Source organism: Formosimonas limnophila (assembly GCF_014652675.1).
Lineage (GTDB): Bacteria > Pseudomonadota > Gammaproteobacteria > Burkholderiales > Burkholderiaceae > Hydromonas > Hydromonas limnophila.
Genome location: NZ_BMZG01000001.1, coordinates 287,975 through 311,033 on the forward strand (window position 1 = coordinate 287,975; position 23,059 = coordinate 311,033).

A 23,059-nucleotide genomic window follows, 5' to 3' on the forward strand; every position below is an offset into this window, starting at 1 on the left:
AGGATTTTTGAGGATTAACGATACTCAATGCGTCGGTTTTTAAATCGACCAGCTTCAGTGGCGTTATCCGCGACAGGGATGCTGCTGCCATAGCCTTTGGCGGTGAGCATGGTGTCGGCAACACCGTTTTTGACGAGGAAGTCTCGTACTGCGGCGGCACGCTTTTCTGATAGGGTCAAGTTTGCGGCTTCGTTGCCGACATTGTCTGCATGACCACCGATTTCAAAGGTGAAGTCTTTTTTGTCCTTGAGTAGAGTGGCGGCTTTTTTGAGGACAGCTTGGTTCTCTGCTGGGATGACGGCTGAGCCACTGGCGAAATTGATGATTTGCAGATTCAGCGCATCCAAAATCTCTTTGCCTGAGGCGTCAGGTTTTAAGGCATTTAGTGTGTCCAGCGCGTTGCCTGTGGCGGCTTTTGAGGCGTTGGCAATGTCAAGTGCTGAGACTTTGATGCTGTCACCCAAGAACGTTTGCAGTTTTTCGGACAATGAACCAGTTGTGCCTGATAGAGTTACCGCATCACCATTGAATGTGACTTCCGCGCCTGAGACTTTGAAGAAGTCAAATAAACCTGCGAGTTTTGCCAACCAGCCAGCTGGTTTAACATCGGCAGCCACGGCCAAGTTGTTCACGTAATTGCCATCGCCAAAGGTTTTCTTGAGCTCTGCATCAATTTGCGCTTTGATGGCGTCGGTTGGTACTGTGCCGTTGAGCGTGAATTTGCCATTGTTATTAAAGCCTGCGAGCTGCATGAGTTTGTTGGCCACGGGTACGGCAGGAGCATCGATTTTATTGACCACGGCTGGGTCGATTTTAGGCGCTTGAACGGTTTGTCCCCAGTCGTTGCAACCACGGAACAATAGTGCGACGAGGAGTGCGGCGACGGCTGCGCCTGTCCATTTGGCCCATTGACCTTGTTTGTGGGTGTTGTTTGAACTCATGCTGCTTTTTTCCTTATGTGTGGTGGTGGATAAATGTGAAAAATTTGGAACGCTTTGCTCTGGCGTCACTTGCGCGTCAGGGCCGAGCAACAGGCGCAAAACGTACGGCAGGATACCACCATGGCGATAATAGTCAACCTCAATCGGCGTATCAATGCGGCTCGTGACCTGCACATGTGCACTGGTACCGTTGGGACGATGGATGACCAGTGTTAAGTCCTCTTGGGGTTTGATGTGGTTGTTCACCCCCAAAATGTCAAATGTCTCATTGCCCGTGATACCGAGGATTTCGGCAGAGTCACCTTCTTTAAACTGCAAAGGAAGCACGCCCATACCAACGAGGTTAGAGCGGTGAATACGCTCAAATGATTTGGCAATCACGGCTTTAACGCCCAGTAATTGAGTGCCCTTGGCAGCCCAGTCGCGCGAGGAGCCTGTACCGTACTCTTCACCGCCAAAAACGATGGTTGGTGTGCCTGTGCTCATATGCTGTGCAGCTGCATCAAATACGGTGGTTTGTGTGCCATTGAGCAGAGTGTAACCACCTTCAATGCGCGAGCCGTCTTCATTGGCTGGCAACATGAGATTTTTGACACGCACGTTGGCAAAGGTGCCGCGCACCATGACGTCGTGGTGACCACGACGCGATCCATAGCTGTTAAAGTCTTTGGCTGACACGCCTTTTGACTCAAGCCATTGTCCTGCAGGTGTTGTTGCTTTGAATGAACCCGCAGGCGAGATGTGGTCAGTGGTCACCGAGTCACCTAAAATCAACAAAGCCTTCGCCCCAGTGATGCCTGAAATATCATCGGTGCTCATTTTGAAACGATCAAAGAATGGTGGTTTGGCGATGTAGGTTGATTCAGGCCAACTGTAGACTTGACCCGTTGGTGCGGGGACTTGCTGCCATAAATCAAGGTCTTTGGCAAAGTCAGTGTAGCGTTCTTTAAAAGTCGCGGGGTCAAAGGCGAATGGTAAAGCTGTGCTAATCTCGTCTGAATTCGGCCAAATGTCTTTGAGATAAACGGGCTGTCCATTGGAACCTATGCTGATGGGTTCTGTGGTCAAATCAATATTCATGCGGCCAGCCAAGGCAAATGCAACCACCAGCGGCGGACTGGCGAGGAAGTTCGCTTTGATGTTTGGATGAATCCGTGCCTCAAAGTTGCGGTTGCCTGACAGAACGGCGGCGGCGATGACATCGTTGTTTAAAATAGTGTCGTTGATTTCGGGGGCGAGATCACCTGCATTGCCGATGCAGGTGGTGCAGCCAAAGGCCACCACATTAAAGCCCAATGCGTCCAAATAATGCTGTAACCCTGATTTTTCGAGATAGTCTGCCACTACGCGTGAGCCGGGGGCGAGTGAAGTCTTGATGTGAGCGGGGACTTGCAGGCCTTTTTCAACGGCTTTTTTCGCCAGTAGTCCTGCTGCGAGCATGACACTGGGGTTTGAGGTATTGGTGCACGAGGTGATGGCGGCAAGCACCACGTCACCATGACCGAGTGTGGTGTCCGTACCCGCAATGGTGTAGCGCACCGAGGCCTCATCTACTGATTTGTTAAAGCCATCACTGCTGGTATTTGTGAGCAGCGTATCGAAGGCGTTTTGAGCTTCAGGCAGAGCTATGCGGTCTTGCGGACGCTTCGGCCCTGCGATGGACGGCACGATTTCCTTCAGGTTCATTTGCAAAACTTTGGTGTAGTCAATGTCGCCCATCATCGGCACGTCGTACATGTTTTGGGCTTGATAATAAGCCTTGAATGTGGCTATTTCTGCTTCAGTACGGCCTGTTTTGGTCAGGTAATCGACGGTTTTGTCATCAATCGGGAAAAACCCCATGGTCGCGCCGTACTCTGGTGCCATATTGGCAATCGTTGCACGGTCGGTGACCGTCAAGCTGGCAGTACCTTCGCCGAAGAACTCTACGAATTTTCCCACGACTTTTTCGCGGCGTAACATTTCGGTGATGGTCAAAACAAGGTCAGTGGCCGTAACGCCTTCGTTCAAAGCGCCGCTTAACTCGACACCCACCACATCGGGTGTTAAGAAATACACAGGCTGCCCCAGCATTGCCGCTTCAGCTTCAATGCCGCCGACACCCCAGCCAACCACGCCCACGCCGTTAATCATCGTGGTGTGTGAATCAGTGCCGACCAAGGTATCTGGGTAATACACGCCATTTTTCTCATTCACGCCACGGAACAAATACTCTAAATTCACCTGATGAACGATGCCAATGCCCGGTGGCACGACTTTGAATGTGTCAAATGCCTGCATACCCCATTTCATGAATTGATAGCGTTCGCCATTGCGCTCGAATTCGCGCTCCATGTTTTGTCGTAGCGCGATGTTGGTGCCGTATTTGTCCACCATGACTGAGTGATCCACCACCAAATCAACGGGTACGAGCGGCTCGATGGTTTTTGGATTTTTGCCCATTTGATGAGCGACATTGCGCATCGCAGCCAAATCAGCGAGCAGCGGCACACCAGTGAAGTCCTGCAGTACCACACGAGCCACTACAAATGGAATCTCATCTGTGCGCTCGGCGGTCGCTTGCCAGTTGGCTAACTGCTTGATATGTGTTTCGGTGATTTTTTGACCGTCATAATGACGTAACACGGATTCAAGAACGATACGTATTGAGATAGGCAGTCGTGAAATCGGTCCAATACCTGCTGATTCTAACGCAGGCAAACTATAAAACGATGCTGTTTTGCCGTCAGGCAGAGTGAAAGAGCGGAGGGTGTGGTGTAGATTGTGTGACATGGCAAGACCTCTGAGGTTAAGGTGGCTGACACTTGAATTGACTTATTGTACACCTGCTGGAACCGATGTGCGGGTTGTGCGTCATGATTAAAGCACGATGCAAAACTGCCACACGAGGTGGCAGTTTTGCATGATGACAAACAGCGTCACAAAGTGAGGTTTAAGCGCGAGCTTGCTCAATCAATGTGGCGAATTTCTCAGTGTCGATGCAGAACAGGCGAATGCCTTCAGAGAGCTTTTCAATCGACATCGCTTCGTTGTTTAATGCTAAACGGAACGACGCTTCAGTCAGCTTGAGTTCAACCGCATCAGAGTTTTTCGCATCCGCTTCGTTCAGGGCGGCGGTGAGTGGCTCGTTCATCTCTTGTAATTTAGCTAGTAAATCTGGGCTGATGGTGAGAAGGTCACAACCTGCTAATGCGATGATTTGACCGATGTTACGGAAGCTCGCGCCCATGACTTCGGTTTTGATGCCGAATTTTTTGTAGTAGTTATAAATCGTTTTAACCGAGTCAACACCTGGGTCGTTGTCCTTGACCGCATCGTATTCGATGCCCGTTTGTTTTTTGTACCAGTCATAAATACGGCCGACGAATGGTGAAATCAACGTCACGCCTGCGTCAGAGCATGCCACCGCCTGTGCCAAGCTGAACATCAAGGTTAAATTAGTGTGGATGCCTTCTTTTTCGAGGATTTCGGCCGCTTTAATGCCTTCCCAAGTAGAGGCGAGCTTGATGAGGATGCGGTCTTTGTTGATACCATTCGCTTCGTACAGCTTGATGATGCGGCGGGCTTTGACGAGTGAGGCTTCGGTGTCAAATGACAAACGGGCATCGACTTCGGTAGAGACGCGGCCTGGGACGATTTTGAGGATTTCGAGACCGAATGCCACCAAAACATGATCCATGATGTCTTCGACAGACTCAGCAGCATTGGCTTTGACCGCTGCTTCAAACAATGGCTGATACTCAGGTTTTTGTACGGCTTTGAGAATCAAAGATGGGTTGGTCGTCGCGTCTTGCGGCAAAAATTGTGCCATCGCCGCGAAGTCACCCGTGTCGGCAACGACGGTGGTGTACTGTTTGAGTTGGTCTAAAGTGGTCATTTTTTCCCTCTGTTGGTTGTGAAGTTGACTGGGGTGGGCTGAGTTTGCTCAGCTCAGGTTTGACTTTTATTATAAGTGACTTTTTCACCTTTTGCCTTTAAATCCGGTGGGATTTCTGATAAAATGCCGTCGTTAAACAATAATGTTTTGCCCCAATGACGAATTGAATGAATATATGGCGTATCTACTCACACCGAGCACCCCGCAGACTGGCTCAAAAAGCCGCCCAGCACAATAAATCAACCATTTATTGATGCAAGGGCGGTTTTTTTATGCCAAGTGAGTTGTTACGCTGCAGCGCAGCAAAGCCAAATACGGAGTCCATGATGTTACCTATTTTTTCTAACCAATTTCCCAAAGCGCTGCTCGTACTGGCAGATGGCACGGTATTTCATGGCTACAGCATTGGCGCGAGCGGGCATGTGGTTGCCGAAGTAGTCTTTAACACCGCGATGACGGGCTACCAAGAGATTTTGACCGACCCATCGTATACCGAGCAAATCGTCACATTGACCTATCCGCACATCGGCAACGTCGGTGTGAATTCAGAAGACGTCGAAGCGGACAAAGTCTACGCCGCAGGTCTCATTATCCGCGACTTATCGCCCGTGGTGAGCAATTTCCGTGCCGAACAATCTTTGCCCGATTACCTTAAGGCAAATAACATCGTCGCCATCGCAGGCGTGGACACACGTGAGCTGACGCGCGTCTTGCGCGAGAAGGGTGCGCAGGGCGGTTGCATCATGGTCGGCGACGATGTGGGACTGGCGACTCGACTGGCTGCGGGCTTTGGTGGGATGAGCGGTTTGGACTTGGCAAAAGTCGTTACCACGGACAAAGCCTATCAATGGACTGAGACGGAATGGGCACTCGGCGAAGGTTACTCAACCGTCTCAAACCCCCGTTTTAAAGTCGTCGCCTATGACTTTGGCGTTAAGCGAAATATCCTGCGCATGCTCGCCTCGCGCGGCTGCGACATCACCGTCGTGCCTGCGCAGACCTCAGCGGCAGAAGTCCTCGCTATGAACCCTGACGGCGTATTTCTCTCAAACGGTCCTGGCGACCCAGAGCCATGCGACTACGCCATCGCCGCGACACGTGAGTTCCTCGACAAAAACATCCCAACCTTCGGCATTTGCTTGGGTCATCAAATCATGGCACTCGCGGCGGGTGCAAAAACCCTCAAGATGAAATTCGGCCACCACGGCGCGAACCATCCTGTCAAAGATTTAGACACAGGCCGCGTCGTCATCACCTCACAAAACCACGGTTTTGCCGCTGACGAAGCAACATTACCCGCCAATGTACGCGCGACGCACGTCTCGTTGTTTGATGGCAGCTTGCAAGGCTTGGCGTTCACGGATAAACCCGCGTTTAGTTTCCAAGGTCACCCAGAAGCATCACCTGGGCCGCATGATATTGCGTATCTGTTTGATAAATTCACGGATTTGATGGCACAAAATAAGTAAACCACGGTCGTCCTCACGCAGTTTAGAGCGGCTAATAAAAGCAAAGTAGCTCATGGATTTTTTCACCAACCTCGGCATCACAGACATCACCGCCTACCTCATTGGTACCGTGGCGATTATTCTATTGCCGGGGCCGAACTCCATGTATGTTCTGACCACCGCCGCACAGCAGGGCGTGCGACGTGGCTATGCGGGTGCGGCTGGGGTATTTGTCGGTGACACCATCATCATGGTGTTGGCTGTGACTGGTGCAGCTACACTACTACAAGAATTCCCGCAATTATTTAGTGCGCTGAAAATCACAGGTGCGCTCTATCTCTCTTACCTCGGCATCCAAATGCTCATCGGCGCGTGGCGTATTTGGGCGAGACGTGCTGAACTCACCGCTGACGCCATGACAAAAGCGGCTGTTGAGCTTGACGCCTCAGAGCAAAGCACGCTCAGAACGACTGAAGGCATGCATCCTTTTAAGAAAGCATTACTTGTCAGTCTGATTAACCCGAAGGCGATTTTGTTTGTTTTGTCTTTCTTTTTGCAATTTGTGTCGCCCTCTGCCGAACACCCGTATCTCGCGTTTTTAATCCTCGGGATGATATTGCAGTTGTGTAGCATTGCGTATTTGAGCGCGTTGATTTTTGCAGGTACGCGGCTCGCCACAGCTTTTCGCTCACGGCCGCTTTGGATGGTAGCAGGCACGGCGGTGGTGGGGTTGATGTTTGTTGGTTTTAGCGTGCGGTTGGCGATGGTGACAGTGTGATGAACTGCGTAACAAATCTGCCTGTTTCATAATTGTTACTATACGAAATTTTAATTCACCATCCAAAATAAAGTCCAGTTAGCACTTTACGTAACAATCTTATTCTTTATGAAAAACGAAAACCTTCCCCGTATTGATCGGCAGCACTTGCAAGAAGAGCTTCAAAGTAAATGGTTTAAGAAAGTACTTCTTCAAACTTTTATTGGTTTGTTTGTTGCGCCAGGGCATCGCGTACGCGATTATATTAATGTAAATCGAGACAGATTGGTTAAGCCCATCTCGTACTTAGCGACAACCCTTGTGATTTACTTATGGTTTGACGCCAAATACACTGAGCCATTGGCGGAAGGAGCTAATGCGTATAAAAGCTTTACCCAAAACTTGCTGTATTTTCAGTTACTCAGTATATTTTTTAAAGCATGGTTAATGTCTCGGTTCTTTTTTAAATCCGAGCCGTATAATTTTTATGAATACGTCGTTTTACTGATTTATGTCGCTGCACAATCCAATTTTTTTGGCATTATATTTTTAGTTGGACAACACTATTTGACCACAACGTTTAAAGTGTTAGAGCCTTCTGTGGCAACGTTTGGTGTGGTTTTGGTGATATTGGTTCAATTGGCCTACTTTCTCCAGACAATCGCTCAGTTTTTTCGCAAAAAGACGGCTTCTCTCTATGGGAAAAGCATCGCTATTCATCTTTTGGGCGTGATTTTTCAATTGGCTTTGTTTTTTGCTTATTTTATTGGTTATTCTATTATCCAGTCACTTTTTGAATGTGCAGAGTGTTGGATAGAGTAGCTCAATGTTTGTCTACACTTCTCCGCGTGATCGGGGTATGTGGGCAAGGGAGTGTTGCCGATGGATTGGGGTGGTGGGTTTGCGAGTGGGTTGGGTGAGTTGGATTAGGGTTTAAATATGGTGGTTAAACGGCGCAATGCCCTGTGCTTATTGCACTCTAAGCCACTAATAGAGTAATTTTTTATGGAGCAGTTTTAAAAGTGGATGAAATTAAACAAACGGTTTCCTTTTTTCAGGGGGTATATACACTTATAATTGGCCTTTCCGTGACGGAAGCCATAAGAAGTTTGGTTTTAAAAGAAGGTCAGAGTGATTTAAAATCTTCCGTCCTCAAGTTAGATCATTTACCATCACTTGTTGGCTTTTTTTGCATCGTTCTCCCTTTTTATCAAGGGATGGGAAGGCATTTTTTTAGCGTGTATATTAATAATATAGAACATGAAGCTAACAATTATTCAGTAACTTTAATGATTGATGCTTTATTTTTCCTTATAGAGGCAAGCGTTATGTTTTTCATGTCGACGTTATTGGCAAAGGATAGATGGAGATTGTTTTTTGGTGCAATTATTTTGCTTATGATATTGGATTCTTTATGGGCATTTAATGTGTGGCTATTTACTGAGGATGGCTATTTTAAATATTGGACTTTCCTTAAAATGAATGCATTATTGGGATGCTTGATTACCATTCCTTTATTGGTGCTTTGTAAGCAAGGTAAAAAGATTGATAATTATGCAATCTACTATGGAATGACTGTAAATATACTGGTTGCTGTGGTTAATTATAGTGTTAATTGGAACTGGTATTTTCCTCCAGCTATTAGGATGCAATAAGCGTAGCGCATTGCACCATAAAAAATGTATTGAAATTGAATTAACGAAGTTGAAGGATTAAAAATGCCAAAACGTAAGGACCTAAAATCCATCCTGATCATCGGCGCGGGGCCGATTATTATTGGGCAAGCCTGTGAGTTTGATTATTCGGGTGCGCAAGCTTGTAAAGCCTTGCGTGAGGAGGGCTATCGCGTCATCCTCGTGAACTCCAATCCCGCGACGATCATGACCGACCCTGAGATGGCGGACGCGACGTACATCGAGCCGATTACGTGGGAAGTGGTTGAGAAGATTATCGAGAAAGAGCGGCCAGACGCGATTCTACCAACCATGGGTGGACAGACGGCGTTGAATTGTGCGTTGGATTTACATCGCAACGGCGTTTTAGCCAAACACAACGTTCAGCTCATCGGCGCGTCGCCTGAGGCGATTGATAAGGCTGAGGATCGCATGAAGTTCAAAGATGCGATGACGAAAATCGGTCTTGGCTCGGCATTGTCGGGCATCGCGCACTCGTGGGAAGAGGCGCAAACTGTACATCAAATGATTGCGCAGACGAACAGTAACTCGGGTTATCCCGTCATTATTCGCCCGTCGTTCACGATGGGTGGCACGGGCGGTGGGATTGCATACAACCGCGAGGAGTTTGAGGAAATTTGCAAACGCGGTTTGGATTTGTCACCGACCAATGAATTGTTGATTGAAGAATCGCTGCTCGGTTGGAAAGAGTACGAGATGGAAGTGGTGCGCGACTCTGCGGATAACTGCATCATTGTGTGTTCGATTGAAAATCTTGACCCGATGGGCGTTCACACGGGCGACTCGATTACGGTCGCGCCTGCGCAGACGTTGACAGATAAAGAGTACCAAATCATGCGCAATGCCTCGCTGGCGGTGCTGCGCGAGATTGGTGTGGATACAGGCGGTTCGAACGTGCAGTTTTCGGTTAACCCTGACACGGGGCGCATGATTGTCATCGAGATGAATCCGCGTGTGTCCCGCTCGTCGGCGCTCGCGTCGAAAGCCACAGGTTTCCCGATTGCAAAAATTGCGGCGAAGCTCGCGGTGGGTTACACGCTTGATGAACTGAAAAATGACATCACAGGCGGCGCGATGCCAGCGTCGTTTGAGCCGTCGATTGACTACGTCGTGACGAAGATTCCACGTTTTGCGTTCGAGAAATTCCGCGAAGCCGACCCGCACCTGACCACCCAGATGAAATCGGTGGGTGAGGTGATGGCGATTGGCCGCACGTTCCAAGAATCATTTCAAAAAGCCCTGCGTGGTTTAGAAGTCGGTATTGATGGTTTAAATCCGATGACCACCGACCGCGCGGACATCATCGAGGAGATTCGTGAGCCGAAAGACAAGCGGATTTTATACGTCGCGGATGCATTCCGCATCGGTTTGACCGTGGATGAGGTGTTTAATTACTCAAAAATTGACCGTTGGTTCCTCGTGCAAATCGAAGAAATCGTACGTTTGGAGGAATACGTTGTCAAACACAGCGTGGACAATTTCACAGCAGATGATTGGCTTGGTTTGAAGCAAAAAGGCTTTTCCGACAGACGTTTAGCGCAGCTATTGAATGTAAAAGATGAAGAGATTCGTGCGGCGCGTCATACGTTTAATGTGCGTCCTGTATACAAGCGCGTTGATACCTGCGCGGCAGAATTCGCGACGAACACAGCGTATATGTATTCAACGTATGAGCAACATTGCGAATCAAATCCGTCGAATAAAAAGAAAATCATGGTGCTCGGCGGCGGGCCAAATCGGATTGGTCAAGGAATTGAATTTGACTACTGCTGCGTGCACGCCGCGCTCGCTTTGCGCGACGATGGTTATGAGACGATTATGGTCAACTGTAACCCTGAGACGGTCTCGACGGATTATGATACTTCTGACCGTTTGTACTTTGAACCTGTGACGTTAGAAGATGTTTTAGAAATTGTCGCGGTTGAAAAACCGATTGGCGTGATTGTCCAGTACGGTGGGCAAACGCCACTCAAACTCGCGTTGGATTTAGAGCGAAATGGTGTGCCGATTATTGGCACGTCGCCTGATTCGATTGATTTGGCCGAAGACCGTGAGCGTTTCCAGCAGCTCTTACATGAGTTGGGGCTGCGTCAACCGCCAAACCGAACCGCCCGAGCGGAGGATGAGGCGTTGCGACTTGCTGATGAAATTGGTTATCCGCTCGTGGTGCGCCCGTCTTATGTTTTGGGTGGCCGTGCAATGGAGATTGTCCATGAACGCAGTGATTTAGAGCGCTACATGCGCGAAGCGGTGAAAGTCTCGAACGACTCGCCTGTTTTGCTCGACCGATTCCTCGATGATGCAATTGAAGCTGATGTGGACTGCATTTGTGACGCGACAGGTGCGGTGGTCATCGGCGGTGTGATGGAGCACATCGAGCAGGCGGGCGTGCATTCGGGTGACTCGGCGTGTTCGTTGCCGCCATACTACTTGAGCCAGCCGACAATTGATGAAATCAAACGCCAAACCGCTGAGATGGCGCGCGCGCTGAAAGTCATCGGTTTGATGAACGTGCAGTTTGCTGTGCAACAAAAAGACGGCGTGGATGTGATTTATGTCCTCGAAGTGAATCCTCGTGCGTCGCGCACCGTGCCGTTTGTCTCCAAAGCCATCGGTCGCCCATTGGCAAAAGTCGCTGCGCGCGTGATGGCGGGGCAGACATTGGCCGAGTTGGGCTGCACTGATGAAATCATCCCGCCGTACTTCAGCGTCAAAGAAGCGGTGTTCCCGTTTAATAAATTCCCTGGTGTTGACCCAGTTTTAAGCCCAGAAATGCGCTCAACGGGTGAAGTCATGGGCGTCGGCCGCACATTTGGCGAAGCTCTGTACAAATCACAACTCGCGGCTTCGTCGCGTTTGCCTGAGAGTGGCAAAGTCTTCATCAGCGTGAAAAACTCGGACAAACCTGCCATGCGCAAAGTCGCTGCGAATTTGCTCGAACTGGGTTACACGCTGTGCGCCACGGGTGGCACGGCGGATGATTTAAAAGATGCAGGTTTGCCTGTTGAAAAAATCAATAAAGTCAAAGAAGGTCGTCCACACATCGTCGATGCGATGAAAAATGGCGATATCGCACTTGTTTTCACCACAGTGGATGAAACCCGTGATGCCATTAATGACTCCAGCTCGATTCGCAAAACCGCCATCGCCCAACGCATCACCTACCAAACCACGGTAGCGGGTGCAGAAGCGGCGGTTGAAGGGATGAAACATTTGCACGAGATTCATGTTTATAATGTGCAATGTTTGCATAGCTCATTGAACGGCCTATAGGTGTTTAGCACTTGCTAGTTATTGCATTCTTTCTTGGATACAAGGCTTAGGCAAACAATGAGGTTTTTGTGGTGCTGCCAGCAGTTAACGCAAGAAAAAAGACTTGATTGACTTTAGGCAGATATTTTTTAATCGTATTTTAGGAAAAAACCAATGAAATTATTTAAATTTTTACTGTTTGCTTTTATTTCTTGTGTGTATTCAACGCAAGGGCTTGCTCAAAATACGCCAACCCCGACGTTAATTGGTGCTGTTTTTGAGGACGAAAACAAAAATGGTTTACGAGAAAAAGATGAACAAGGCATCCCTGGTGTGCGAATTATGATTCAGGGAGGGTTCATCGTTGAAACAGATGCAGATGGTTTGTTTCACGTCGATGGTTTGCCGCGAGCGCGCAACATTGTGATAAAGCTTGATAAGCAGACTTTGCCAATAGGCTACCAATTGACCACACAAAATCCGAGAAGTGTTTATCGCTCAAGCTCGATGGCGAATATAAACTTTGGTGCAGCTAAAGAATAAAAACTTTTCTTTCTCAGGATAAATGATATGAAGCCAATCAATAAAACTTTATTTACTCTTGGTTTAACCGTTTTTTTGTCTATTGTGCTGGCAAATACATCAGAAAATGTTGCCAAAAGAGTTCAAGCCTTAGATACAGACAAAGATGGTGGGGTTTCTTTAAGCGAAGCTAAAGCGGGTAAAGCATCGCGTATTATTAACAACTTCACACGTCTTGACAGTAATAAAGATGGCAAAGTCACCGTTTCTGAAATTGAAGCAGCAATGAAGTAGACTTTGAAATATATCCGTAAAAATTGTTTGTATAGGAAAACATATATGTTATTTGCCCATTGGATGCTGCTTGCTGCGACCTTCTTACCGATTGTCGCCATCTCTTTCGCTAAAACGAGTAAAAAATACGACAACTATCAGCCTCGCGCTTATGTTGAGTCGTTGGGTGACAGCACCATGCAAAAACGTATGGTATGGGCGCAGGAAAATAGCTGGGAAGCTTTGATGATGTTCGCACCAGCTGTATTGTTGGCGACGTTTTTGCAGGTTAATTCAGGCACGATGAATTTATTGGCGGGTGGTTTTATTGCGGCTCGCTTGGTTTATTTGTGGTGCTATGCCAAAAATCTGGCCACGGCGCGTTCAAGCGTCTGGTTTGTAGGGGTGATTTGTGTGATTGGCCTGTATGTGGCTTGTGCGATGGCTTGATTTGAATAAATTGATCGATTCTTGTGCCATCAGAAAAACTTTTGTGTACAATACACCCATCAATGAGACAAACACCGCATCCTTTAGGGATGCGGTGCTTTTTTTGAATACAGCAACAACCGTGCAATGCATAAAAATGCACACGATAGACAGAGGTGAAACATGACAACCCCCATTACCAAATACGGCGCACAATTGCTCAAGGACGAGCTACATCGCTTAAAAACTATTGAGCGTCCTGAGACCATTACGGCTATTTCAGAGGCTCGTGCGCAAGGTGATTTGTCCGAAAATGCAGAGTACGATGCAGCGAAAGAAAAACAAGCTTTCGTTGAAGGTCGCATTATGGAGCTAGAGTCTAAACTGTCAAATTGCCAAATCATCGATCCGTCAGAGTTAGATGCTGAAGGTCGCGTGGTTTTTGGCTCGACCGTTGAGTTAGAGGATTTGGATTCGGGTCAGAAAGTAAAATACCAAATCGTGGGCGATGATGAGGCAGACTTAAAAGTGTCTAAAATCTCCATCAGCTCACCGATTGCCCGTGCTTTGATTGGCAAGTATGCAGGCGATGTGGCTGAAGTACAAGCCCCATCTGGCAAACGTGAGTACGAAATCATGGATGTGCTCTACGTCTAATTTTAGTGGCACATGACACGCTTTGATGGTGTGTCAAATGAACGGAAACGGGCATTCATGCCCGTTTATGCTTTTTAGCCGATATTTTAAATAGCATTAATCATTCGAGTGAATTTATGACAAAGACCAAAGTTTTTCAAACACTCGCCCATATTGCCCTCGTACTGTGGGCTGGGGCGACTTGGGCTGTTGGGTATTTGGTAGCGCCATTGCTGTTCACTCGATTTTCATCAGAGCGTGCTGGTGAAACGATGGCGGTGCTACTCAATGGTGTTTTTTTACTCGGTTTGGGCTGCGCCATGCTGGTTTTGCTCGATATGCGGGTGCGTTTGGCGCGGCAACTGCATCAGCATCGTGAGCTGTGGTTGGTTTTGAGCTTGGTGTTGTTGATGATTGCTCAGTATAGCGGCGTATTGCCTGCAATCGACCAATTAAAGACGCTCCAGCAAAGTGGCGTGGATGTGCCGTCGGACTTTGGCCGATTGCATGGCGTGTCCCAAGTATTGTATTTGCTGCAAAGTGTGCTGTTGCTGGTTTTGGTGTATCGAAGATTGCCGAAGTCTCTGGAGTCATGATGGATGTCAAAATAGAAGCCTCGTGGAAAGCTGTGCTGGCTGCCGAGTTTGAAAAAAGTTATTTCGCTCAAATCAAACAAGCCTTGCTCGCAGCGAAAGAGCAGGGTAAAGAGGTTTATCCTCGCGGCGGTTTGATTTTTAATGCGTTCAACACCACGCCGCTGCCTGATGTGAAAGTCGTGATTTTGGGGCAAGACCCTTATCATCAACCTGGGCAAGCGATGGGGTTGTCGTTCTCTGTACCTGCCGATGTGAAAATTCCAGCGTCTTTGCGCAATGTGTATAAAGAGCTGGCGCGTACCATTGAGGGATTTCAAATACCCCGTCACGGTGATTTATCTCATTGGGCTGAACAGGGCGTATTGATGCTCAATGCGTCTTTGACGGTGGAGCGCGATAAAGCGGGCAGCCATGCAGGGATTGGCTGGCAGCAGTTCACCGATGAGGTGATTCGAGTCGTCAGCGCGAATCGCGATGGTGTGGTGTTCATGCTTTGGGGCAACTTTGCTAAGAAAAAAGCCGTGCTGATTGACACTGCGCGTCATCATGTCCTCACAGCCATACATCCTTCGCCACTCGCAGGTGGTGGCTTCATCGGCTGCAATCATTTCACTTTGGCCAATGAGAAACTCCTTGCCCAAGGCAAATCAGCCATTGATTGGCAAGTCTGAATCAATTGGTCATTTTAATCTGACCAAAACTCGGTTTTATGCGGGCGGCTGCCTATGAATGTCAGCCGCTTTTGTTTATAATCAGCAGGTTGAAAGTTTGACACCCAAAACCACTTCGGAACTGAATATGAAATACATCTCAACGCGCGGTCATGCCGCTGGTGAACAATTTTGTGATATTTTACTCGGCGGTCTCGCACCCGATGGCGGCTTGTATTTGCCTGAGTCGTATCCGCAGGTCTCGGCGACAGAATTGGCCGCTTGGCGTAACTTGTCGTATCCAGAATTGGCCTTTGTGGTGTTGAGTAAGTTTTGTACCGACATTTTGCCAGAGGAGCTCGCTCCGCTGGTGAGCCGAACCTATGCACCACAGGTGTTCATCAATGCAAGAGCAGGCCAATGGATTGAAGACATCACGCCTTTGACCACTTTGGGCGTTGAAAGAAACACCACATTATCACTGCTCTCTCTGTCAAACGGCCCAACATTGGCATTTAAAGACATGGCGATGCAACTGTTAGGCAACCTATTTGAGTTTGTCTTAAAACAACGCGGCCAAACGCTCAATATCCTCGGCGCTACCTCTGGCGATACAGGTAGTGCTGCCGAATATGCCATGCGTGGCAAAAAGGGCGTCAAAGTATTTATGCTCTCGCCAAAAGGCAAAATGAGTGCATTCCAAACCGCGCAGATGTACTCTTTGCAAGACGAAAACATCATCAATATCGCGATTGACGGTGTGTTTGACGATGCACAAGACATCGTGAAAGCCGTGTCAAACGACCATGCATTCAAAGCCGCACACAACATCGGCACGGTCAACTCGATTAACTGGGCACGCGTGATTGCGCAAGTGGTGTACTACTTCAAAGGCTACTTTGCCGCCACTAAGAGCAATGATGAGCAAGTGTCTTTCGCCGTACCATCAGGCAATTTTGGCAATGTGTGTGCTGGTCATATCGCTCGTCAAATGGGTTTGCCGATTCGCAAACTCATCGTTGCGACCAATGAAAACAACGTGTTAGATGAGTTTTTTAAGACGGGGATCTATCGTGTGCGGACTGCCAAAGACACACACCACACCAGCAGCCCATCAATGGACATTTCAAAAGCCTCGAACTTTGAGCGATTCATTTTTGATTTAATGGGGCGTGATGCGGCAAAAACCCGTGCTTTATTTAAGCAGGTTGAGAAAACAGGTCAGTTTGACATCTCAAATACACCAGAGTTTGCCAGTATCGAAGAAAAATACGGCTTCGTATCGGGTCGCAGCACCCACAAGCAACGCTTGTTGGCGATTCGTGAGGTGTTTCATGATTACAAAGAAATCATTGATCCACACACGGCAGATGGGGTTTATGTCGCGTTTCAGTATTTAGAAAAAGGCGTGCCGATGATCGTACTCGAAACCGCGCAAGCGGCGAAATTCAACGAAACCATCATGGAAGCGCTTGGGGTCAATGCCGCTCGTCCTGATGCGTATATTGACATTGAGAAGCGAGAGCAACGGGTGATTCACATCGCTTCTGATGTGAATGCCGTCAAAGATATTTTGTCAAAAAACATTTAAAATCAACTGATTGAGTAATTTATTTAAAGTTAAATCTTTGGATGGGTGCTGACTAAAATCAGGGTGGTGTGGTTGTAATGCCTTGAAAAAAATCGTGTTAGCCCCATCTGTCAGCTACGTTTAACTCCAATGGAAGTTCTGTATGAGCACTGAAAATCAAAAAGACATCGAATCAACCGAACATATGTTTGATGTGGGTGTCGATGAGTCCGTCGACGAAACCGTTGAGGGTTTGCCCGAAATCTCACCATTAGAGCCGATGGCTGTCCTTGAAGAACAAGTGGGTTTACTCAAGGACCAGCTCATGCGCGCACATGCCGAAATGGAAAATGTGCGTCGCCGTGCGGCAGAAGATGTCAGCAAGGCACATAAATTCTCAATTGAGCGTTTTGCCAATGAGCTGCTTCCTGTACAAGAGAGCCTTGAGAAAGCTCTATCTGATACGACGGGTGATCTGACCACTTTGCGCGAGGGTGTTGAGCTGACGCAAAAACAACTCACCAATGCTTTAGAAAAAAGTGGTGTATTGGCGATTGATCCTAAAGGTGAAAAGTTTGATCCTCACTACCATCAAGCCATTTCCATGGTTACCGCAGCAGACGCCGAGCCAAATACTGTGATTGAAGTCTTGCAAAAAGGCTATAAAATCGCTGATCGCGTGCTTCGTCCCGCGTTGGTGATTGTGGCTCAGGGATAATTTTGCTACAGTGGCTGTAGGATAAAAAAACCGCTCACATTATTGGTGTGAGCGGTTTTTTTTATGTGTTTGGTTGACGCAGCACGCAATCAATCAAGTCATAAAACGTGACAATTAAGATACTGAAAAAAGGCTTGCCGTGCAGGCTTCGGTCCAATTTGTTGGGAGATTTTCTAACGTCAAGAATCCTTTGGTGATGGCTGGCTGAGTGCTTGGTTTGATAGTGTGTCCACCAATCAGCAGAACAGGAGCCAAACCATTTCGATTCATGTTGTTGTATGCTGTTACACCTTTTTCATTTAAAATCAAAAGGATACGCGGTGCTCCTGCGCTATTTTCATTTGACCAACTAACCACCATATCTGGTGTGACAGGCAAACGTTCACGGTACTCACGGGTTATATGAACGAGCTTAGGGCATGAGGCAACGGGGGCAGTTTGATAATCACGGGTATCTTTGCCATAGATTTTGCTGTTTGTGCCAATGGTTGTGGTTTGACAGGCGCTTAATGTGGCGAGGGTAAGTAAAAAAACGGTCAGGTTGATGGTTCTTTTCATGAGTGCTCCTTAATTGAAATTGTTAAGGCATTAAATGTCAACAAGATAAAAGACGCTGTTTTCAGCGTCTTTTATCAGAGTGTTTTAAACCACGATGGTCGGATGCTCACCTGCAGGCAATGGCTGAATATGGCCTATTGAGTAAACCGTTTCACCGTGTTGGCGCAAAATCTCAGTTGTTTTTTGTGCATCTTCCGCTGCAACCACAACCACCATGCCAATGCCGCAGTTAAAGACGCGGTGCATTTCGTCAGAGGCCACATTGCCTGTGGTTTGTAACCATTGGAATAATGGTGGCATTGTCCATGCTTTGCTGTCTACTACGGCTTGCATGCCTTCGGGCAAAACACGTGGGATGTTTTCGGTCAAGCCGCCGCCTGTGATGTGCGCCATGCCCTTGATGGTGACTTGCTCCAGTGCTGCGAGAATTGATTTGACATAAATACGGGTTGGGGTAGAGATGGCTTTTTGCAGTGTGACGCCGCCGATGTCTTGGTTCAAGTCCGCTTTACTGACTTCTAAAATTTTGCGCACGAGTGAAAACCCGTTGGAGTGTACGCCGTTTGATTGTAAGCCCAATATGACATCGCCTGCTGTGATGGTTGAACCATTGATGATTTTTGATTTTTCGACGGCACCGACGGCAAAACCAGCGAGGTCGTATTCGCCATCAGGGTACATGCTTGGCATTTCTGCGGTTTCACCACCGATGAGGGCGCAGCCTGACTGCTCACAGCCTGCGGCGATGCCTTTGATGACGTCTGCGGCAGTGTCTACATCCAAACGACCACAGGCGAAGTAGTCGAGGAAAAACAAAGGTTCTGCGCCTTGAACCAAGATGTCGTTCACGCTCATGGCGACGAGATCAATACCAACGGTGTCGTGAAAGCCCCATTCAAAAGCGAGTTTGAGCTTGGTACCGACGCCGTCCGTGCCTGAGACGAGGACAGGGTTCTCGTACTTTTTAGAAATTTCAAATAAAGCGCCAAAACCACCGATGCCATTCAAAACATCTTCGCGCATGGTTCGTTTGGCGTAGGGTTTGATACGTTCGACGAGGGCATCGCCAGCTTCCATGTCCACGCCTGCGTCTTTGTATGATAAGCCTGTGTTCTGTACCATGTTGCGTCAAACTCCAAATGTGTTTTGAGACAAAGAATCCGTTTGTGCAGGCATCTTTGCCGATTTTAGAGGGCATTTTTAGCAATATGCCAAGGCAAAGCACTATAAAATAGCGGTTTGCTAAAAATTCTGGGAGTAGCCCATGTTGTCTTGGACTCAAATTGTCAAAGCCGCCCTTGCACTGGCCGTTATTGTAGCTTTTTTCTGGTTGGTTTGGATGATTAAACACATCTTGGTACCGTTTGCTTTTGCGGGATTGTTGGCTTATTTACTCAACCCGATGGTGCGCAGTTTGCAAAATCGTGGCGTTAATCGCAGTGTTGGCGGCGCATTGGCTGTGTTGACCACGGTGACGGTGCTGGTGTTTATGATTTTTATTCCATGGCCGATTGTCAGCTCGCAGATGTCTGTTTTGCAAGAGCGGTTACCCGCCATGCTCAGCCACACACAGAAGATTTTGGCCCAATCCACATTCTTGCAAGATTTCTTGCCACAAGGTACAGATGGCGAGAGTTGGGTTGAGCAGTTGCGCATTTTGATTGCTGAAAATGTCAATCTGTCGAATCTGAGCCAAAAGGCATGGGGATACTTTAGGCAGGGCGGCTCGGCGATTTTAAATGCATTGTCATGGTTGGTGTTGATGCCGATTTTAACGTTTTTTCTACTGGCCAATTGGCCAAGTACGGTCAAGATGTTGCGTCGATTGATTCCTCAGTCTTGGCGTGCCGATGTATTTAAAGTCACCAAAGACATGGATTTGATGCTGGCGCAGTTTGTGCGCGGGCAGTTATTGGTGATGCTGATTTTGGCAATTTATTATGCTGTGGGCTTAAAACTCACGGGCTTGGATGTGGCAATTTCGGTAGGGGTTTTGACAGGCCTGTTTGTCATGATTCCTTTCTTGGGGTTTGGCTTGGGATTGGTACTGGGTTGCTTGTCGGCTTTGTTGCAGTTTGGTTTAACCCCACCATTTTTCGCTGTTCTGGCGGTTTATGCAGTGGGGCAAGTGATTGAGAGCTATGTGTTGACCCCTCGCTTGGTGGGTGAACGCATCGGCCTGTCACCTGTGGCTGTGATTTTCTCTCTAATGGTTTTTGGTGCTTTGTTTGGTTTATTTGGCGTGCTATTTGCTTTGCCTGCTGCGGCTGTGGTGGCGGTTTTGGTGCGTTATGGCCGAGATAAGTACTTTTCCAGTGCGTTTTACGCCAATTCATCGAGTACTGGTGCATGATGCCATTGCAGCTCGCTTTGTCTTTAACCTTGCCCGATGAGCCATCCCTAGCGAACTTCGTCATGGGGCGAAATGCTGAAGCCGTGGCACAGATTCATGAGGTGGCGCGTGGTTCATTCGGTCATACTGCTTTGTATCTGTGGGGCGAATCAGGTGCTGGTAAAACCCATCTGCTGCAAGGGTTATCACAGCTGCCCCATGCCATGATGGGCTTGCCAGAGCCGCTGCTGGAGGACGCTACTGCTGGGGCTGTGTATTTGATTGACGATGTGCATCTGTTGGATGATGCGCAGCAGATGGCTTTGTTTCATTTGTACAACCGTGCTCGCGCTAATCAACAGAAGCTGGTATTGACCGCGAATGTCGCACCAAGTCACTTACCACTGAGCTTTTTGCCTGATTTAAAGACGCGGCTGGCTTGGGATTTGGTTTATCAGTTGCAGTTGCTCACTGATGAAAATAAGGCTCAGGTACTTGAGCAGCAAGCCATCGAACGTGGTCTGAGTCTCGCACCTGATGTCGTACCGTATATGCTCCGCCACCTCACGCGGGACTTGAGTCAGCTGCATGCCATATTGCAGCACTTGGACGAGTACAGCTTACGTACCAAACGCGCTTTGACCTTGCCGCTGCTTAAAGAGTGGCTGAGTATCCAAAAATCCATCAACTAATAAACCACAAGACTGCTCACAATGACAACTTTGGCCATATTCGACCTTGACCACACACTCATCCCCGCTGATTCTGACCATGGTTGGGGGGCTTTTTTGGTGCGTCATGGTTACGTGGATGCGAGTGAGCACAAGGCCATGAATGATTATTTTTACGAGCAGTATCAAGCAGGCAGCATGAATGTGCTTGAATACTGTGAGTTCTCATTTCAAGTCTTTGCCAAAAATGACATGGCGACGCTCAATCAATGGCATGAGCAGTTCATGAATGAGTTTGTTAATCCCGTCATTCATCCTCAAGCACTTGAGCTGGTGCAGCGACACAAAGATGCGGGGCATATTCCTGTATTAATCAGCTCAACCAATGAGTTTGTCATCACGCCGATTGCGCAAAAACTCGGATTTACCCACATCATTGGCACGCGCCCAGAGATGAAAGATGGGCGATATACGGGCAATGTGGCGGGCGTACCGAGCTTTCAAGCAGGTAAAATCACCCGCATAAACGAATGGCTGACAGAGCAGGGTTTGGGTACTTGGGATGATTTGGCGTGCACGTTTTTTTATAGTGACTCGATGAATGATTTGCCACTGTTAGAAAAAGCTACATTCCCCGTTGTCACCAACCCCGACGAACGTCTGCAGGCTTTGGCCTTGGCGCGACACTGGATGATTCTCGAGCTGTTCGCGGGCGCGTGACTTGTCCATAATCCCGACAACATCATCGACTACGATGCGACAACTTTGTGTTTTCAAGTGAGTTGCCATGATTGTTCGTTCTAAACTTTTGCTCGGTCTGATGTCTGCCGCGTGGCTGGTCGGTGCCTGTACTGAGAAACCTGCTGTGGTTGAGCCAAAAACGCTCAGCGTTGAGCGTATTTCGGGTTTAATTAAGCCATTCATGAAAAAAGGTGAGTCTGCTGACCTCTGGGCCAGTGACTTGCACCGAGGCTTAACAGAGCTGAACATTGCCACCACCCCTGACAATACCTGTGCCGTGATTGCCATCATCGAGCAAGAAAGCGGCTTTAAAGCCGATCCAGAAGTCGCCAACATCCGCCAAGTGCTGGCCAAAAAAATCGAAAAAATGCAAAGCAATGTCATACTGGCATTGGCACTCAAAGCCCGCATGATGCAGATAGCGGCCAATGGCAAAACATTTGAACAAAATATGCAAATCATCCGCACTGAGCGAGACTTTGAACTGTGGTACAACGAGTTTGTTGCTGCCAAATACACGATGCTGGGATTGAAATACATGAACATGGATGTGAGTGACATCGTCACCACAGCGGGTTCGATGCAAGTATCGGTTGATTACGCACGTGATGTGGCTCGGCGACTGGGCAAGCCCGCCTCAAATATCCGCGAAGAACTATATACGCGCCCAGGCGGTATGCTTTACGGCTCTGCGCATTTACTGAGCTATCCCGCAGACTACAGCAAAATGTACTATCGCTTTGCGGACTACAATGCAGGTCACTATGCGAGCCGCAATGCGGCTTTTCAAAAAATGGTGATGAATTTAACGGGTGTGAAAACTGTCGGATTAGATGGTGATTTACTGTCATATAAAAACGGCACGGCATCAACCTCAAAAACCCAGCAAGCGATTTTGGCTTACAGCATCAAACAAAAGTGGCCAATCACGCCAGAGAGCCTGATGAGTGACCTCAAACGAGAGAAAGAGCCAGACTTCATCCGCACTCAAACTTATCAGCATATTGCAGAGCAGTATCACAAGCAGTTTGGCAAAGTGCTGACCGAGCAAGTGCCCAGCATCGTGCTCAAAAGTGACAAAATCACCCGCAAGCTAACCACACAGTGGTATGCGGACAATGTGCAAAGACGCTATGCCAATTGCCTGACGCGTGTTTAAGTATAATCTCAAATATAGAGAAAATAAGTGTGGATAAAAGCAAACAGTAGCTCGATAAAACGCCTAAATAAGCTTAAATTTTCAAGATAAATAACTGCATTGGTCAATATCTTGCAGTAAATCATACAAGTGACTTGAAAAAAGTCTGGTTGGGCGTACATTAATACTGCAATGCAACAAACGACGTCCAAAGCATTGTTTGGTTGGCTGATTGGTCGCCAATGGGCTTTTAGGA

General features: G+C 48.0%; 21 protein-coding genes and 1 pseudogene. 17 read left to right on the forward strand and 5 right to left on the reverse strand.

Features of this window, described 5'->3' with window-relative positions:
• Positions 1-14: 14 nt before the first annotated feature.
• From IE082_RS11160 to tal, 3 genes and pseudogenes are all read right to left on the reverse strand, one after another.
• Positions 15-941, reverse strand: coding sequence for an OmpA family protein (locus tag IE082_RS11160; protein WP_308428984.1), 927 nt, complete (start codon positions 939-941; stop codon positions 15-17).
• 84 nt (positions 942-1,025) lie between these two features.
• Positions 1,026-3,713: pseudogene (gene acnA / locus IE082_RS01335) on the reverse strand (aconitate hydratase AcnA); the annotation flags it as partial.
• A gap of 160 nt (positions 3,714-3,873) precedes the next feature.
• Positions 3,874-4,818 carry a transaldolase gene (gene tal, locus IE082_RS01340; RefSeq protein WP_189490550.1) on the reverse strand — a complete coding sequence of 315 codons (945 nt, stop codon included), beginning with the start codon at positions 4,816-4,818 and terminating at the stop codon, positions 3,874-3,876.
• 326 nt (positions 4,819-5,144) lie between these two features.
• Between tal and carA the strand changes: the two genes are divergently transcribed.
• The 13 genes from carA (at position 5,145) to grpE (ending at position 17,363) form a co-directional block, all read left to right on the forward strand.
• Complete coding sequence (gene carA, locus IE082_RS01345) at positions 5,145-6,287, forward strand: glutamine-hydrolyzing carbamoyl-phosphate synthase small subunit (protein ID WP_189490640.1); 1,143 nt, start codon at positions 5,145-5,147, stop codon at positions 6,285-6,287.
• Between the two features lie 52 nt (positions 6,288-6,339).
• Positions 6,340-7,044, forward strand: a complete 705-nt coding sequence (gene leuE / locus IE082_RS01350; RefSeq protein ID WP_189490552.1) for a leucine efflux protein LeuE — start codon at positions 6,340-6,342, stop codon at positions 7,042-7,044.
• Between the two features lie 108 nt (positions 7,045-7,152).
• Positions 7,153-7,845 carry a DUF3667 domain-containing protein gene (locus IE082_RS01355; RefSeq protein ID WP_189490554.1) on the forward strand — a complete coding sequence of 231 codons (693 nt, stop codon included), beginning with the start codon at positions 7,153-7,155 and terminating at the stop codon, positions 7,843-7,845.
• Positions 7,846-8,045: 200 nt separating this feature from the next.
• Positions 8,046-8,678 (forward strand): hypothetical protein, encoded by a 633-nt coding sequence (locus tag IE082_RS01360; protein ID WP_189490556.1) that lies wholly within the window; start codon positions 8,046-8,048, stop codon positions 8,676-8,678.
• Positions 8,679-8,741: 63 nt separating this feature from the next.
• A complete protein-coding gene (gene carB / locus IE082_RS01365) occupies positions 8,742-11,990 on the forward strand; it encodes a carbamoyl-phosphate synthase large subunit (RefSeq protein ID WP_189490558.1) in 3,249 nt (1,082 codons plus the stop codon).
• A gap of 153 nt (positions 11,991-12,143) precedes the next feature.
• The gene (locus IE082_RS01370) at positions 12,144-12,512 is read left to right on the forward strand and encodes an SdrD B-like domain-containing protein (protein WP_189490559.1); all 369 of its coding nucleotides are present in this window, start codon (positions 12,144-12,146) and stop codon (positions 12,510-12,512) included.
• A 27-nt stretch (positions 12,513-12,539) separates the two neighbouring features.
• Entirely contained in the window at positions 12,540-12,785 is a 246-nt protein-coding gene (locus IE082_RS01375) for an EF-hand domain-containing protein (RefSeq protein ID WP_189490561.1), read from the forward strand.
• Between the two features lie 45 nt (positions 12,786-12,830).
• On the forward strand, positions 12,831-13,214 hold the full coding sequence (locus IE082_RS01380) for an MAPEG family protein (RefSeq protein ID WP_189490563.1): 384 nt from the start codon (positions 12,831-12,833) through the stop codon (positions 13,212-13,214).
• A gap of 162 nt (positions 13,215-13,376) precedes the next feature.
• Complete coding sequence (gene greA, locus IE082_RS01385; protein ID WP_189490565.1) at positions 13,377-13,850, forward strand: transcription elongation factor GreA; 474 nt, start codon at positions 13,377-13,379, stop codon at positions 13,848-13,850.
• A 116-nt stretch (positions 13,851-13,966) separates the two neighbouring features.
• A complete protein-coding gene (locus IE082_RS01390; RefSeq protein WP_189490567.1) occupies positions 13,967-14,425 on the forward strand; it encodes a DUF4149 domain-containing protein in 459 nt (152 codons plus the stop codon).
• The gene (ung, locus tag IE082_RS01395; protein ID WP_189490569.1) at positions 14,422-15,096 is read left to right on the forward strand and encodes a uracil-DNA glycosylase; all 675 of its coding nucleotides are present in this window, start codon (positions 14,422-14,424) and stop codon (positions 15,094-15,096) included. The genes IE082_RS01390 and ung overlap by 4 nt, the downstream gene beginning before the upstream one ends.
• Before the next feature lie 127 nt (positions 15,097-15,223).
• Positions 15,224-16,666: a threonine synthase gene (gene thrC, locus IE082_RS01400; protein ID WP_189490571.1), complete on the forward strand. Its 1,443-nt coding sequence runs from the start codon at positions 15,224-15,226 to the stop codon at positions 16,664-16,666.
• A 184-nt stretch (positions 16,667-16,850) separates the two neighbouring features.
• A complete protein-coding gene (grpE, locus tag IE082_RS01405; RefSeq protein WP_189490642.1) occupies positions 16,851-17,363 on the forward strand; it encodes a nucleotide exchange factor GrpE in 513 nt (170 codons plus the stop codon).
• 114 nt (positions 17,364-17,477) lie between these two features.
• On the opposite strand, the gene IE082_RS01410 is transcribed toward grpE, so the two are convergent.
• Positions 17,478-17,921, reverse strand: a complete 444-nt coding sequence (locus IE082_RS01410; protein WP_189490573.1) for a hypothetical protein — start codon at positions 17,919-17,921, stop codon at positions 17,478-17,480.
• A gap of 84 nt (positions 17,922-18,005) precedes the next feature.
• On the reverse strand, positions 18,006-19,043 hold the full coding sequence (purM, locus tag IE082_RS01415) for a phosphoribosylformylglycinamidine cyclo-ligase (RefSeq protein WP_189490575.1): 1,038 nt from the start codon (positions 19,041-19,043) through the stop codon (positions 18,006-18,008).
• A 142-nt stretch (positions 19,044-19,185) separates the two neighbouring features.
• Between purM and IE082_RS01420 the strand changes: the two genes are divergently transcribed.
• The 4 genes from IE082_RS01420 (at position 19,186) to IE082_RS01435 (ending at position 22,824) form a co-directional block, all read left to right on the forward strand.
• Positions 19,186-20,274: an AI-2E family transporter gene (locus IE082_RS01420; protein ID WP_189490577.1), complete on the forward strand. Its 1,089-nt coding sequence runs from the start codon at positions 19,186-19,188 to the stop codon at positions 20,272-20,274.
• Entirely contained in the window at positions 20,271-20,945 is a 675-nt protein-coding gene (hda, locus tag IE082_RS01425) for a DnaA regulatory inactivator Hda (RefSeq protein ID WP_189490579.1), read from the forward strand. The genes IE082_RS01420 and hda overlap by 4 nt, the downstream gene beginning before the upstream one ends.
• Positions 20,946-20,966: 21 nt before the next feature.
• The gene (locus IE082_RS01430) at positions 20,967-21,644 is read left to right on the forward strand and encodes a histidinol-phosphatase (RefSeq protein ID WP_189490581.1); all 678 of its coding nucleotides are present in this window, start codon (positions 20,967-20,969) and stop codon (positions 21,642-21,644) included.
• Positions 21,645-21,711: 67 nt separating this feature from the next.
• Positions 21,712-22,824, forward strand: coding sequence for a DUF1615 family protein (locus IE082_RS01435; RefSeq protein ID WP_189490584.1), 1,113 nt, complete (start codon positions 21,712-21,714; stop codon positions 22,822-22,824).
• Positions 22,825-23,059: the final 235 nt, after the last annotated feature.

Excerpts from the sequence above, each read along its gene's own strand:
- IE082_RS11160 (WP_308428984.1), bottom strand. The coding sequence starts at position 941 with ATGAGTTCAAACAACACCCACAAACAAGGTCAATGGGCCAAATGGACA.
- tal (WP_189490550.1), bottom strand. The coding sequence starts at position 4,818 with ATGACCACTTTAGACCAACTCAAACAGTACACCACCGTCGTTGCCGAC.
- carA (WP_189490640.1), top strand. The coding sequence starts at position 5,145 with ATGTTACCTATTTTTTCTAACCAATTTCCCAAAGCGCTGCTCGTACTG.
- leuE (WP_189490552.1), top strand. The coding sequence starts at position 6,340 with ATGGATTTTTTCACCAACCTCGGCATCACAGACATCACCGCCTACCTC.
- IE082_RS01355 (WP_189490554.1), top strand. The coding sequence starts at position 7,153 with ATGAAAAACGAAAACCTTCCCCGTATTGATCGGCAGCACTTGCAAGAA.
- carB (WP_189490558.1), top strand. The coding sequence starts at position 8,742 with ATGCCAAAACGTAAGGACCTAAAATCCATCCTGATCATCGGCGCGGGG.
- IE082_RS01370 (WP_189490559.1), top strand. The coding sequence starts at position 12,144 with ATGAAATTATTTAAATTTTTACTGTTTGCTTTTATTTCTTGTGTGTAT.
- IE082_RS01375 (WP_189490561.1), top strand. The coding sequence starts at position 12,540 with ATGAAGCCAATCAATAAAACTTTATTTACTCTTGGTTTAACCGTTTTT.
- IE082_RS01380 (WP_189490563.1), top strand. The coding sequence starts at position 12,831 with ATGTTATTTGCCCATTGGATGCTGCTTGCTGCGACCTTCTTACCGATT.
- greA (WP_189490565.1), top strand. The coding sequence starts at position 13,377 with ATGACAACCCCCATTACCAAATACGGCGCACAATTGCTCAAGGACGAG.
- IE082_RS01390 (WP_189490567.1), top strand. The coding sequence starts at position 13,967 with ATGACAAAGACCAAAGTTTTTCAAACACTCGCCCATATTGCCCTCGTA.
- ung (WP_189490569.1), top strand. The coding sequence starts at position 14,422 with ATGATGGATGTCAAAATAGAAGCCTCGTGGAAAGCTGTGCTGGCTGCC.
- thrC (WP_189490571.1), top strand. The coding sequence starts at position 15,224 with ATGAAATACATCTCAACGCGCGGTCATGCCGCTGGTGAACAATTTTGT.
- grpE (WP_189490642.1), top strand. The coding sequence starts at position 16,851 with ATGTTTGATGTGGGTGTCGATGAGTCCGTCGACGAAACCGTTGAGGGT.
- IE082_RS01410 (WP_189490573.1), bottom strand. The coding sequence starts at position 17,921 with ATGAAAAGAACCATCAACCTGACCGTTTTTTTACTTACCCTCGCCACA.
- purM (WP_189490575.1), bottom strand. The coding sequence starts at position 19,043 with ATGGTACAGAACACAGGCTTATCATACAAAGACGCAGGCGTGGACATG.
- IE082_RS01420 (WP_189490577.1), top strand. The coding sequence starts at position 19,186 with ATGTTGTCTTGGACTCAAATTGTCAAAGCCGCCCTTGCACTGGCCGTT.
- hda (WP_189490579.1), top strand. The coding sequence starts at position 20,271 with ATGATGCCATTGCAGCTCGCTTTGTCTTTAACCTTGCCCGATGAGCCA.
- IE082_RS01430 (WP_189490581.1), top strand. The coding sequence starts at position 20,967 with ATGACAACTTTGGCCATATTCGACCTTGACCACACACTCATCCCCGCT.
- IE082_RS01435 (WP_189490584.1), top strand. The coding sequence starts at position 21,712 with ATGATTGTTCGTTCTAAACTTTTGCTCGGTCTGATGTCTGCCGCGTGG.